The sequence below is a fragment of the Microbacterium sp. NPDC008134 genome (assembly GCF_042957055.1).
Classification (GTDB): Bacteria; Actinomycetota; Actinomycetes; order Actinomycetales; family Microbacteriaceae; genus Microbacterium.
Genome location: NZ_JBIBHO010000003.1, coordinates 185813 through 197995 on the forward strand (window position 1 = coordinate 185813; position 12183 = coordinate 197995).

Genomic DNA, 12183 nt, shown 5'->3' on the forward strand with positions numbered 1-12183 from the left:
GTCCTTTCGGAACGTCTCAGTAGGCGAGTGAACGGTCGACGGCCTCGAGGATGCGGTCGGCATCCGGGAGGTAGGCGCCCTCGAGCTTGGCGGGCGGGAACGGGGTGTCGAAGCCCGACACCCGCAGCACCGGCGCTTCGAGGGCGTAGAAGGCACGCTCCATGACGGTCGCCGCGACCTCGCTGCCGATGCTGCCGAAGCCTTGGGCCTCCTGCGCGTGGACCATGCGTCCGGTCTTGCGCACCGAGTCGAGGATGGGCGCGTAGTCGATCGGCGAGATCGAGCGCAGGTCGACGACCTCGCAGCTCGTGCCCTCCGACTCGGCCAGCGCGGCCGCCTGCAGCAAGGTCGTCACCATGGCGCCGTGACCGACGAGGGTGACGTCCGATCCCGTGCGGACGACTCGCGAGGAGTGCAACGGGGCGGCGGATGCTTCGAGCTCGACCTCGCCCTTGGGCCAGTAGCGGCTCTTGGGCTCCATGAAGATCACGGGGTCGTTCGAGGCGATGGCCTCCTGGATCATCCAGTACGCGTCGTTCGGCGTCGACGGCGACACGACCCGCAGACCCGGGGTGTGCGCGAAGTACGCCTCGGGGCTCTCCTGGTGGTGCTCGACCGCGCCGATGTGCCCGCCGTAGGGGATGCGGATCACGATCGGCAGACTCAGCGAGCCCTCGTGCCGATTGGTCAGCTTGGCGAGCTGCGTGGTGATCTGGTCGAACGCGGGGAACACGAAGCCGTCGAACTGGATCTCGACGACGGGGCGGAACCCGGCCATCGCGAGGCCGATCGCGGTGCCCACGATGCCGGACTCGGCGAGCGGGGTGTCGAGCACCCGCTTGTCGCCGAAGTCGCGCTGCAGGTGCTCGGTCACGCGGAACACCCCGCCGAGCTTGCCGATGTCCTCGCCCATGAGCAGGACCTTGGCGTCGTCTTCCATGGCCTTGCGCAGGCCGGCGTTCAGAGCCTTGCTGAACGGCATCGTCTCGAGGGTCACTGCGCTCCTCCTTCGAACGACGCTTCGTAGCGCGCGAGCCATTCCTTCTGCTCGGCGATCAGCGGGTGGGCCTCGCTGTAGACGTGGTCGAACATCTTCGACACCGGCGGCGGGCCGAGCTCGACCGTGCGAGCACGGAGGTCCTCCGCGGCATCCGCCCCTTCGGCGTCGACGTCGGCGAAGAAGGATGCTCCGGCCCCGCGGTTCTCGAGGAACGCGCGCATGCGGGTGATCGGGTCGCGCTGCGCCCACGATTCCTCTTCGTCGTTGCCGCGGTACTTGGTGGGGTCGTCGCTGGTGGTGTGCGCGCCCAGGCGATAGGTGACCGCCTCGATCGCGCGCGGGCCCTGGCCGGAACGCGCCTCGTCGAGCGCGAGCCGGGAGACGGCGTAGCTGGCGAGCACGTCGTTGCCGTCGACGCGGACGCTGGGGATGCCGTACCCGGCGCTGCGCTGCACGAGCGGAACGCGCGACTGCGTCGCCACCGGGACGGAGATCGCCCAGTGGTTGTTCTGCAGGAAGAAGACCGTCGGTGCCTGGTAGCTCGCGGCGAAGACCATCGCCTCGTGCACGTCGCCCTGGCTGGACGCGCCGTCGCCGTAATAGACGATGACCGCTTCGTCGCGGTCGAGGTCGCCGGTGCCGGAGCGTCCGTCGAAGGCGACGCCCATCGCGTAGCCCGCGGCGTGCAGGGTCTGCGAGCCGAGCACGAGCGTGTAGAGCCGGGTGTTGCCGTTCTTCGGATCGGTCGGATCCCACCCGCCGTGCGAGACGCCGCGCATCAGCTTGATGATGTCGAGCGGGTCGACGCCGCGGATGCGGGTGACGACGTGCTCGCGGTACGACGGGAAGATCGTGTCCTGCGCGCGGGCCGCGCGACCCGAGCCGACCTGTGCGGCCTCCTGACCGCGACTCGGCGGCCAGAGCGCCAACTGCCCCTGTCGCTGCAGGTTGGTGGCCTGGGTGTCGATGGCGCGGATGACGACCATGTCGCGGTAGAACTGCTCGAGTTCCGCATCGCTGATCGATTCGATCAGCGACAGGTACCGCTCGGCTGCGGGGGTGGGGGCGAATCGGCCGTCTGCCTCGAGGACGCGGACGATTTCGTTCTCTGACGAGCTCACCGTTCCACGCTATCCGAGGATCGACGCCTAGGGCTGGAGAGTCCGCACAACGGATTCCGAAACCTGTAGGACCTTGTCCACCGATTCATGCTCTCCGACGGATATGCGGATGCCGTCGCCCGAGAACGGGCGCACGACGATGTCGCCCGCGACGAAAGCGGCGGCGACCTCATCGGTGCGCTCCCCGGCGGGCAGCCAGACGAAGTTGCCCTGCGAGTCGGGGACCTTCCAGCCCTGGGCGCGGAGGCCCGCGACGAGGCGCGTGCGGCGGGCGACGATCTCGGTGACGCGCTCGAGCAGCTCGGACTCGGCATCCAGACTCGCGATCGCCGCGTTCTCGGCGGCGGACGTGACCGACAGCGGCACACCGGTGACGCGGGCGGAGTCGAGAACCTTCTCGTTGCCGATCGCGTAGCCGATGCGGAGGCCGGCGAGTCCGTACGCCTTCGAGAACGTCCGCAGAACGACGACGTTCGGATGCCGGTCGAAGATGCGCTCCGCCAGACCGTCGACCGCGTCGGGGGCGGTGACGAACTCGGCGTATGCCTCGTCGAGAATGATCAGGATGTCGGCGGGAACCCGCTCGACGAAGGCCGCGAACTCGACACTGGTGATGATCGGGCCGGTCGGGTTGTTGGGGGTGCAGACGATGATCGCGCGGGTGCGGTCGGTGACGGCATCCGCCATCGCGTCGAGATCGTGACGGGCGTCGTCGGTGAGCGCGACCGGCACACCCGTCGCGCCGGAGATGAGCGGCAGGCTCGGGTACGCCTCGAACGACCGCCAGGCGTAGATGACCTCGTCGTCGACGGATGCCGTTGCGATGATGAGCTGGTGCAGGATCGACACGCTGCCCGCGGCGACGTGCACCTGATCGGGCTCGACCCCGTAGCGGGCGCCGAGGCGCTCGCGCAGGCGCAGCGCGGTGGCGTCGGGGTAACGGTTGATCGGCGTGATGTGCTGCATCGCCTCGACCACCGACGGCAGCGGGTCGAAGGGGTTCTCGTTGCTCGAGAGCTTGAACGCATCGGGCCCGGCCTGCTTGCCCTGACGGTACGGCGCGAGCGCGGCGATGGCGGGGCGGATACGGGGAAGGATCGGGTCGGTCACGAGGTCGAGTCTAGGAGTCGGACTACGGCAGGTGGAGATAGAGGTGGACTTTCCCAAGGACGTGGAGCGACAGTTGGTCGCCATCGCCGCGAGTTGAATCCCTCCTGACAAGCGCCGGGCGCGCGTGGGAGACTGGGCGGACCATGCGCTTCATCATCCGAGTCGTCGTCAACGCGTTCGCCCTGTGGGTCGTGACGCTGATCCCCGCGCTGCAGGTGAGCATCATCGCGTTCCCTCCGGGCGAGACGCTGCAGCTCGTGCTCACGCTGCTCGCGGTCGCCGCGATCTTCGCGCTCGTGAACACGATCATCGGCACCGTGGTGAAGATCGTCGCGTTCCCGTTGTACATCCTCACGCTCGGCCTCATCGGGTTCGTCATCAACGGCTTCCTGCTGTGGCTGACGGCCTGGATCACGAGCGGCTTCGGATGGGGACTCACGGTCGGCCACTTCTGGTGGGGCGTCGTCGCCGCGCTCGTGATCTCGATCATCAACGGCATCTTCGGCTTCATCCTGCGTCCGCAGGCGAAGAAGCAGCGCCGCCGCGACTGAGCTCACCGCACGTCCTTCCGATTCCACCATTCGTCTCCGACCACCGGTGCGGGAGTGGTCGGACCGCCCGGAGCCACGACCTCCTCGGGCAGCACCCGCTCGGCGTGGTAGTCCGTGGCGGTGACCGAGGTCGCCTGGCCGAGGTCTTCCCACAGCTCGTCGAGCCCGTCGACCCGCGGATCGCCCGATTCCTCGACCATCTCGGCGGTCTCGACGTAGGTCTCGATGCGATGCGGTTCGAGTAGCAGATCCTGCAGTCCCAGCCCCGGATCGCCGACCCGTTCGGCCGTGAAGCTGTCGGGTGAGCCCGTGCCGCCCGCTGATCCCCCGCCCGCCAGCGACGAGACCACGTCGTCGGTGTGGCGCAGCTGCACGAGCGTCTGATCGTCGTCGAGCGTCGGTTCGACGGGGCTGCCGGCGGTGATCTCGACCCCGACGTCGTAGACGTCGTCCATCGCGAGGTGCGAGGCGATCGCCCCACCCTGCGAGTACGCGACGAGATCGACACGGTCACCCGGCTCCGCTCCCGACTCCTTCAGCGCATCGAGGGTCGCCTGGTACGAGGCCGATCTCTGCCGGTCGTAGAGCTCGAGGTTCGACTTCATGTCCCACGGGTTGCTCCCGCCGAACAGCAGCGATTGCGTGCCCTTCACATACGTGACGAAGCGGTTCGTGCCGTCCGGCATCGTGTACTTCTCGACCCGCACCTGCGCCCCGCCGGAGTTCGGGAACCGCTGCAGCGCTTCCGGCAGCGACGTCGGCGGCCCCTTCGGGGTCGTCGTGACGACGGGTCTGACGCGTACGGCATCCGCCTTCCCCTGCAGGGTCGCGCCCTTCGGGATCACCCCCTTGCCGAGCAGCGCGGCCGCCGTGCCGACCCCTCCGAAGAGCGCACCGATCGGCGTGCCGAATCCGACCTGGAAATCGAGGCCCTCGAATCGGCCGACCACCCACCCCTGTGTCAGCGCGATGACAAGCTCCTGGACACGGGGATCGGAACCGGCGATCTCATCGGCGCGCGCCTGCAGTGCCGCCGCCGCAGCGGCGTCGCTCGCGGCGAGCGCTTCGGCCTGAGCGCGCAACTCGACCACCTCGTAGGCATCCGCCATGAGGAGGGTGGAGGCGGACGTGGTCTCGGCGGTGATCCTCGACTCGTCGAGCCGTCTGTAGCTGCGCCCGAGCGTGTCGAACCCGTCCCAGGAGCGACAGGCCGCCGACCCCAGGAGCAGGGCCTGAGCATTGCCCGCCGCGGCCGCCGCCTGCGCGAGCGACCCCGCGACGCCGGCCAGCCGCGCGCCGATGTCGCGCAGCATCTCGGTGTCGACCGAGATCGCACCGCCGTAACGGATATCGAGATCGTCGCTCATCCGAGCCCCACCGCCCGCTGCTCGACCTCGGTCGACTCGAGGATCATGACCTCGAGAGCGATGAGCCCACGCTGCTCGGCCATCGTGTCGTGCAGCGATCGCAGCCCGTCGGATGCCCACTCGGTCTCGTCGGCGAGCGGGTCGAGGGCCGCCGCCGCGGTCTGCGCGAAGTCGAGGGCGACGCGGAGCTGAACCCCGGCCTGCTGCCACATCGACACGTCGTACGGGGTCCACCCATCGGTGGACGGGAGTGCGAGAGAGGAGTACATGCCCACAGCCTCCGCCGCCGGCGCCTCCGTCGGTCACCGCGAACGCACGACCGGTGCAGAGGATCGCGCGAACGGATGCTGTGCAGGATCAGTGCACCCCGAACTGTGCACGACGGCCCCGGAGCGGCAGAATGGGTCTGTGACATCCCCGGATCCCTTTCGCGTGATCTTCGTGTGCACGGGGAACATCTGCCGATCCCCCATGGCCGAGGTCGTGTTCCGCGACCTCGCCGACCATCAGGGACTCGGCTCGCGCATCATCTCGCGCAGCGCGGGCACGGGCGACTGGCACCTCGGCGAGCGCGCCGACCACCGCACGATCGACTCCCTCGCTCGCCGCGGGTACGACGGATCGCAGCACCGCGCGAAGCAGTTCACCGCGGCATCCTTCCTCGAGAACGACCTCATCGTCGCCCTCGACCGCACCCACGAACGCATCCTGCGCGAGTGGGCGAGCGACGAGGACCAGGAGGGCAAGGTCACCCTCCTGCTCGGCTTCGACCCCGACGCATCGACCCACGACGTGCCCGACCCCTACTACGCCGGCCCCGAGATGTTCGATTCGGTGCTCGGTATGATCGAGACGGCGACTCGTGGGCTGTTCCGTCAGCTCGAACCCGCCCTGCGCCAGCCCCGCACGCCCCGCATCTGACGGGCCCGATCAGGAGGACTCCCCTGACTTTCCAGCCTTCGCTTCCGCCGCAGCCCCTCAGCCCCCTCGACGGTCGCTACCGCGGCGCCGTCACCGGACTCGCCGACTTCCTCTCGGAGGCCGGACTCAACCGGGCCCGCGTCGAGGTCGAGGTCGAGTGGCTCATCGCCCTCACCGACCGCTCGCTCTTCGAGACCTCGCCGCTGTCGGATGCCGACAAGGAGCGCCTGCGCGCCCTCTACCGCGACTTCGGCCAGACCGAGATCGACTGGCTCGCCGAGAAGGAAGCCGTCACCCGCCACGACGTCAAGGCCATCGAGTACCTCGTGCGCGACCGCCTCTCGGCCCTGGGCCTCGACGCGATCGCCGAGCTGACGCACTTCGCCTGCACGAGCGAGGACATCAACTCGGTCTCGTACGCACTCACCGTCAAGCGCGCGGTCGAGAGCGTCTGGCTGCCGGCTCTGGATGCCGTCATCGCCAAGCTCCGTGAACTCGCGGTCGAGCATGCCGACGCCGCGATGCTCTCGCGCACCCACGGACAGCCCGCCACCCCGTCGACCATGGGCAAGGAGATCGCCGTGTTCGCGTGGCGGCTCGAGCGCGTGCGCGCCCAGATCGCGGCATCCGAGTACCTGGCGAAGTTCTCGGGCGCGACCGGCACGTGGTCGGCGCACCTCTCCGCCGACCCGGATGCCGACTGGCCGACCATCGCCCGCGAGTACGTCGAGGGCCTGGGGCTCGGGTTCAACGTGCTCACCACGCAGATCGAGTCGCACGATTGGCAGGTCGAGCTGTACGACCGCGTGCGTCACGCCGGCGGCATCCTGCACAACCTCGCCACCGACATCTGGACGTACATCTCGCTCGGCTACTTCGCGCAGATCCCCGTCGCCGGTGCGACCGGATCGTCGACCATGCCGCACAAGATCAACCCGATCCGCTTCGAGAACGCCGAGGCCAACCTCGAGCTCTCGGCGGCGCTGCTCGGCTCGCTCTCGCAGACTCTCGTCACGAGCCGGCTGCAGCGCGACCTCACCGACTCCACCACGCAGCGCAACATCGGCGTCGCGTTCGGCCACTCGCTGCTCGCGCTCGACAACCTGCGCCGCGGGCTGAAAGAGATCTCGCTCTCGCGCGACGTGCTGCTCGCCGACCTCGACGTGAACTGGGAGGTGCTCGCCGAGGCGATCCAGACCGTCATCCGCGCCGAGGTCGTCGCCGGTCGCTCGAACATCACCGACCCCTACGCCCTGCTCAAGGAGCTCACTCGCGGACACCGCGTCGGCGGTGCCGAGCTCGCCGAGTTCGTGCAGGGTCTCGAGATCGGTGACGCCGCCAAGCAGCGTCTGCTCGCGCTGACCCCCGCCACGTACACGGGAATCGCCGAGCGCCTCGCGCGCTGACGCCTCTTCCCGACTCGGAAACGCACCCCGCGCCCGTCGCGAGGGTGCGTTTCTGCGTTCGGTGGCGAATGCCGCAGACGGATGCCGCGCCTACTCCCCGGCCTCCCCCGACCGCGCGCCCACCCGATCTCGCGGCATGAAAGCCGCAGCGATCAGCGTCATCACCGCGGCCACCGCCGCCGCGACGAACACCCACATCGACGCGTGGACGATGGTGGCGGGGTCGTCGGGGCCCGCGCCCTGCGCGATCACAGCGTTCGAGATGGCTCCGAAGATCGCCACGCCCACCGCGCTGCCGGCCGAGCGGGCGAACGCGTTCATGCCGGTCACGGCGCCGCGCTCGCTCCAGCCGACGGATGCCTGCGCCGCGATGAGCGTCGGCGCGGCGGTCCACCCCAGGCCGAAACCGAACACGAAGGCGATCAGCGCCACGATGAAGGGGTTCGGCCAGGGCGCGACGACCGCGAGCGTGATCGCGGCGACTGACGTGATGCTCATGCCGATCAGCGCGGTGCGGCGGAACCCGATCCGCAGGTACAGCCGCCCGGCGTTCGCCGCCGAGACCGGCCACCCGAGGGTCAGCGCCGCCACGGCGAGCCCGGCCAGCAGCGGCGCGATCCCGGTCGAGCCCTCGAGGTACGCCGGCGCGAAGCTCGTGACACCGGTCATCAGCGCCCCGACGCCGAGCGACACGATCGTCGTGGTCAGGATCAGCGGGCGGGCGGCGAGGCGCAGATCGACGATGGGTTCGGCCGCCCGCCGCTCGACCACCGCGAACAGCACGAGTGCCACCACCCCGAGTCCGAAGCACAGCGCGCTCGGAGCCGAGATCCACTCCCAGGCGTTTCCACCCTCGAGCATCCCCAGGATCAGACCCGTGAGGCCGACCGTCAGCAGTACCGCCCCGAGGTAGTCGATGCGGTGCTGCGCCTGCACCTTCTGCTCGGTGTACTTGCGCAGCAGCATCCATCCCGCGATCAGGCACAGGGGAACGTTGACGAAGAAGATCCACCGCCAGGCGTCGAGCTGGGCGAAGATCCCGCCCAGCGCCGGTCCCACCACGGACGAGATCGCCCAGACGCTCGCGATGTAGCCCTGCACCTTGGCGCGCTCGGCCACCGTGTAGATGTCGCCGACGATGGTCATCGCCATGGGCGCGACCGCCCCGGCGCCGAGCCCCTGCACGATGCGGAAGACGATCAGCGCCGGCATGCTCCAGGCGAATCCGCAGAGGATCGACCCGAGCAGGAACAGCCCGATCCCGAGCAGGATGATCGGCTTGCGACCGATGGTGTCGGCGAAGCGTGAGTAGATCGGCACGCTCACGGCCTGAGCGAGCAGGTACACCGAGAACAGCCAGGGGAACTGCTGGTAGCTGCCGAGGTCGTCGACGATGCTGGGCACGGCTGTCGCGAGGATCGTCGCGTCGATGGCGATCAGCCCGGTCGCGAGCATGAGCGCGCCGAGCACGGGTCCGCGCGCGGAGCGCAGTCCGACGGAGGCGCGGTCGACGGGAGTGGTCACCTCAGGGACAAGCCCACGGATGCCGCGACTATTCCGTGCGGTCGGTGCGGTCGTCGCCCGTAGTGCTGTCGCCCGCAGCGTTGTCGCCGTCGGACGCGGGCTCGGGGTCGTAGAGCACCGGACGGTCGACGGTCTTCGCGACGTCGGCCGGATCGACGGCCAGGATGAGCATCGAGAGCATGAGCAGCGTCACGATGAACGCGCCACCGCCGACGACCAGTCCGAGCATCACCGGGGTGAGCCCCTCGTAGCTGCCGTTCGCGATCGCGGTGTTCACGCGCGCCGTGAAGGCCCCGGTCGAGACGAGCGTCACGATCATCGCGAACACGCCGCAGGCGAGGGCGATGCCCAGCAGGTGCAGCGGTCGCAGGATGTCGCGCCGCGTGGGCTTCTCGTCGCTCATCGGGCGTCTCCGCTCTCGGCGGGAACGGATGCCGTAGCGACGGCATCCGCCTTCTTGGGCGTGAGTCCGGCGATGCCGAGGAAGACGGCGACGAGCGCGGCGTAGCCGCCGAGCATGCCGACGCCGAGGATGATGCCGGTCAGCTCGAAAGTGCCGGCCTCCTTGATCGTGTAGTCGTGGGCGAAGCCGGCAGGGATCACCCAGAGCAGCACGGCGAGCAGGATGCCGAACGACCCGATGATGATGGAGTCGCGCGCCGTCGGATCGGTGCCGATGCGGCGAGCGCGGATGCCGGCGAGCAGCTCGGTCAGACCCGTCGCGAGCGCCCAGACGCCGACGACGATGAAGAACACGTCATTCGTGCGCCACACGGGGATGCCGGTGGCCATGCCCGCGCCGACGCTGAGCACGCCGATGACGACGGCCGGCCAGCGCGATCCCGCGGGGAACACCAGCCACACCGACAGCAGCATCACGAGGGCGGTCGCGATCGCGAAGCCGCTGAAGACCGAGAGCCCGACGGCCGCGGAGTGATCGGACGAGAACGTGATCATGAGGGCGGCGACGGCGGCGAACAGCGCGCGCAGCAATTGCACGTTGCGCACGGTGAAGGTGCGGGAAGGGGCAGACATGAAGATCCAGAGTCCTCCGGGGTTGTGCTCCCAGTCTACGCGGGGGCGCCGGGGCGGACGGACGTGGCTGTTCGCGGGGCCCGATGGATCTCCCCAGATCGATCATCGGGCCCCACGACTACGCAGCACGGGGGCATCGCTGCGCCCGATCATCCGTCGCAGGGTCGGGCACCCTGCCTGCGTCGAGACGATCACGACGACCCCACTTCGTCACCCAGGTCCCCAGGAGTGGCCTCGTGCGGTCGTAAGCTCACTCTAAACAGCAGTTCTTCACATACCGGAGGGGGTCTGTGATGGAGAGTGAAGATTTTCTGCAGTCCTCGAACGGGCGCGACTTCGCCGCGACGTTCCGTGATGCGATCAACGCGCGTCGGGTGACCCTGTCGTGGGTCCAGGAGCGTCTGCGCGCCCGGGGAAACCAGGTGTCGATGGCGACGCTGAGCTACTGGCGCTCGGGAGCACGGCATCCGGAGGGCGCCCAATCACTGGCTGCCGTCACCGACATCGAAGAACTGCTGCATCTCGACAGCGGGGCGCTCACGGGGTTGCTGCGGTCGTGGCGCACCGGCCCGCTCGGACCGAACCTCTTCCCCCTCGACGAGCACGCCATCGAGGAGGCCGTGAAAGAGGCGTTCGCGGCGCTCGGCGCCGAGTACCCCGACACGTCTCGCGAGCTCACGACGCACTCGGTGACCGACGTCGGCATCGAGGGGCACGTCGTGCACAGCCACACGCGCAGCATCGTGCAGTCGACGATCGGCACCATCACGGCGATCCCGTTCCTCGAGCTGACCCCCGGCATCCCGACCCCTGCGCCGGTCTTCTCCGTCGATTTCGGGGGACGCATCGCGAACCGCTACTCGCACCCGAACGGCGAGGTCCACGGCTTCCTCTTCGAACTCGACACCCCGCTCACGGCACCGAACACGGCGATGGTGGAGTGGTCGGTGTCGTACCCGCCGGGGTATCCGCCGCAGCTCGAGACCGGGCATGCCGTCGCCCGCCAGTGCCGCGAGCTGCTGGTGTGGACCCGGTTCCATCCCGACGCCCTCCCGGACTGGTTCGAGGAGCAGGTCGACACGCCCCAGAGCCAGACGGCGACGGCTCTGACGCTCGAATCGGGCACCTCGATCCACCAGGTGCGCCGCGCCTTCGGCCCGGGCGCGCTGCTGCTGCGCTGGGGTTTCGGCGCGCGCGACTGACGGTCTCCGCGGGGTTTCGAATCGCTCACTTCGTCGTTTTCCGGCGTCCGGATGCGAAAAGTGAGCGATTCGAAACGGTCCGGGTCAGCCGGGCTGATCGCCCGTCGCGACGGGGCGGCCCGGGGTGTTCGACCACTGGCTCCACGACCCCGGGAAGACCTTCGCCTCGATGCCGACCTCGTCGAGCACGAGCGCGGTGTGCGCGGCGGTGACGCCCGAGCCGCAGTACGCCGCGACCCGGGTGCCCTCCGCGATGCCGACCGTGGCGAGGTTCGCGCGCACGGTCGCGGCGTCGAGGATGCGCCCGTCGGCGTCGAGGTGCAGCATCGTCGGCAGGTTGACGGCGCCGGGGATGTGCCCGGCGATCGGGTCGAGCGGTTCGGTCTCGCCGCGGTAGCGCTCGGGAGCGCGCACGTCGAGCAGCACCCCGGATGCCGGGAACGCCGCTGCCTCGTCGATCGACAGGGCATCGCCCCCGATCTCGCGGAGCACCGCGGTGCCCGGTTCGGGAGCCTCGTCGACCGTGTCGACCTCGTGACCGGCGGCGATCCATCCGCGGATGCCGCCCTCGAGCACGTGCACGTCGATGCCCGCTTGGCGCAGCAACCACCACGCCCGCGCAGCGGCGAGGCCCTTCGCATCGTCGTACGCGACGACCAGGTCGCCGTCGTGCACACCCCAGCGGCGCACCGCGCGCTGCAGCGTCTCGGTCGACGGCAGCGGGTGGCGCCCCTCGGATGCCTCGCCGTGGGTCGAGAGCTCGGTGTCGAGCGGCACGTAGACGGCGCCCGGGATGTGGCCCTCGAGATACTCCGCGTGACCGTCCGGGCGGTCGAGCCGCCAGCGCACGTCGATCACACGCACGGGCGCACCCTGCTCGCGCAGGTCGCTCAGTTCGTCGGGGCTCACGAAGTTGCTCATGGTGCGAGGCTACCGAGGCGTTCGA

At 69.4% G+C, this 12183-nt stretch carries 13 protein-coding genes; 4 read left to right on the forward strand and 9 right to left on the reverse strand.

Going from position 1 to position 12183, the window contains the following annotated elements:
* Positions 1–16 precede the first annotated feature (16 nt).
* From ACFY9N_RS14355 to ACFY9N_RS14365, 3 genes are read right to left on the reverse strand one after another with little or no spacing between them, the layout of a single operon-like run.
* Positions 17–982: an alpha-ketoacid dehydrogenase subunit beta gene (locus tag ACFY9N_RS14355; RefSeq protein ID WP_391479684.1), complete on the reverse strand. Its 966-nt coding sequence runs from the start codon at positions 980–982 to the stop codon at positions 17–19.
* Between the two features lie 11 nt (positions 983–993).
* Positions 994–2121, reverse strand: a complete 1128-nt coding sequence (locus ACFY9N_RS14360; RefSeq protein ID WP_391479460.1) for a thiamine pyrophosphate-dependent dehydrogenase E1 component subunit alpha — start codon at positions 2119–2121, stop codon at positions 994–996.
* A 27-nt stretch (positions 2122–2148) separates the two neighbouring features.
* On the reverse strand, positions 2149–3231 hold the full coding sequence (locus ACFY9N_RS14365) for a histidinol-phosphate transaminase (RefSeq protein ID WP_391479461.1): 1083 nt from the start codon (positions 3229–3231) through the stop codon (positions 2149–2151).
* A gap of 143 nt (positions 3232–3374) precedes the next feature.
* Between ACFY9N_RS14365 and ACFY9N_RS14370 the strand changes: the two genes are divergently transcribed.
* Complete coding sequence (locus tag ACFY9N_RS14370) at positions 3375–3782, forward strand: phage holin family protein (RefSeq protein WP_391479462.1); 408 nt, start codon at positions 3375–3377, stop codon at positions 3780–3782.
* 2 nt (positions 3783–3784) lie between these two features.
* Here ACFY9N_RS14370 and ACFY9N_RS14375 read toward each other — a convergent pair whose 3' ends face one another.
* Positions 3785–5149: a hypothetical protein gene (locus tag ACFY9N_RS14375; RefSeq protein ID WP_391479464.1), complete on the reverse strand. Its 1365-nt coding sequence runs from the start codon at positions 5147–5149 to the stop codon at positions 3785–3787.
* Positions 5146–5418, reverse strand: a complete 273-nt coding sequence (locus ACFY9N_RS14380) for a hypothetical protein (protein WP_391479465.1) — start codon at positions 5416–5418, stop codon at positions 5146–5148. The genes ACFY9N_RS14375 and ACFY9N_RS14380 overlap by 4 nt, the downstream gene beginning before the upstream one ends.
* Before the next feature lie 163 nt (positions 5419–5581).
* Between ACFY9N_RS14380 and ACFY9N_RS14385 the strand changes: the two genes are divergently transcribed.
* Both ACFY9N_RS14385 and purB read left to right on the forward strand, forming a co-directional pair.
* Positions 5582–6070: a low molecular weight protein-tyrosine-phosphatase gene (locus tag ACFY9N_RS14385; protein WP_391479685.1), complete on the forward strand. Its 489-nt coding sequence runs from the start codon at positions 5582–5584 to the stop codon at positions 6068–6070.
* Between the two features lie 23 nt (positions 6071–6093).
* On the forward strand, positions 6094–7476 hold the full coding sequence (purB, locus tag ACFY9N_RS14390; protein WP_391479686.1) for an adenylosuccinate lyase: 1383 nt from the start codon (positions 6094–6096) through the stop codon (positions 7474–7476).
* A 90-nt stretch (positions 7477–7566) separates the two neighbouring features.
* Here purB and ACFY9N_RS14395 read toward each other — a convergent pair whose 3' ends face one another.
* From ACFY9N_RS14395 to ACFY9N_RS14405, 3 genes are read right to left on the reverse strand one after another with little or no spacing between them, the layout of a single operon-like run.
* Positions 7567–9000, reverse strand: a complete 1434-nt coding sequence (locus ACFY9N_RS14395) for an MFS transporter (protein WP_391479466.1) — start codon at positions 8998–9000, stop codon at positions 7567–7569.
* A 28-nt stretch (positions 9001–9028) separates the two neighbouring features.
* Complete coding sequence (locus ACFY9N_RS14400) at positions 9029–9403, reverse strand: hypothetical protein (RefSeq protein ID WP_391479467.1); 375 nt, start codon at positions 9401–9403, stop codon at positions 9029–9031.
* On the reverse strand, positions 9400–10035 hold the full coding sequence (locus ACFY9N_RS14405) for an acyl-CoA synthetase (protein WP_391479468.1): 636 nt from the start codon (positions 10033–10035) through the stop codon (positions 9400–9402). The genes ACFY9N_RS14400 and ACFY9N_RS14405 overlap by 4 nt, the downstream gene beginning before the upstream one ends.
* A 293-nt stretch (positions 10036–10328) precedes the next feature.
* On the opposite strand from ACFY9N_RS14405, the gene ACFY9N_RS14410 reads away from it, so the two are divergent.
* Entirely contained in the window at positions 10329–11237 is a 909-nt protein-coding gene (locus tag ACFY9N_RS14410) for a hypothetical protein (protein ID WP_391479470.1), read from the forward strand.
* Between the two features lie 84 nt (positions 11238–11321).
* On the opposite strand, the gene ACFY9N_RS14415 is transcribed toward ACFY9N_RS14410, so the two are convergent.
* A complete protein-coding gene (locus ACFY9N_RS14415) occupies positions 11322–12158 on the reverse strand; it encodes a sulfurtransferase (protein ID WP_391479471.1) in 837 nt (278 codons plus the stop codon).
* Positions 12159–12183 lie beyond the last annotated feature (25 nt).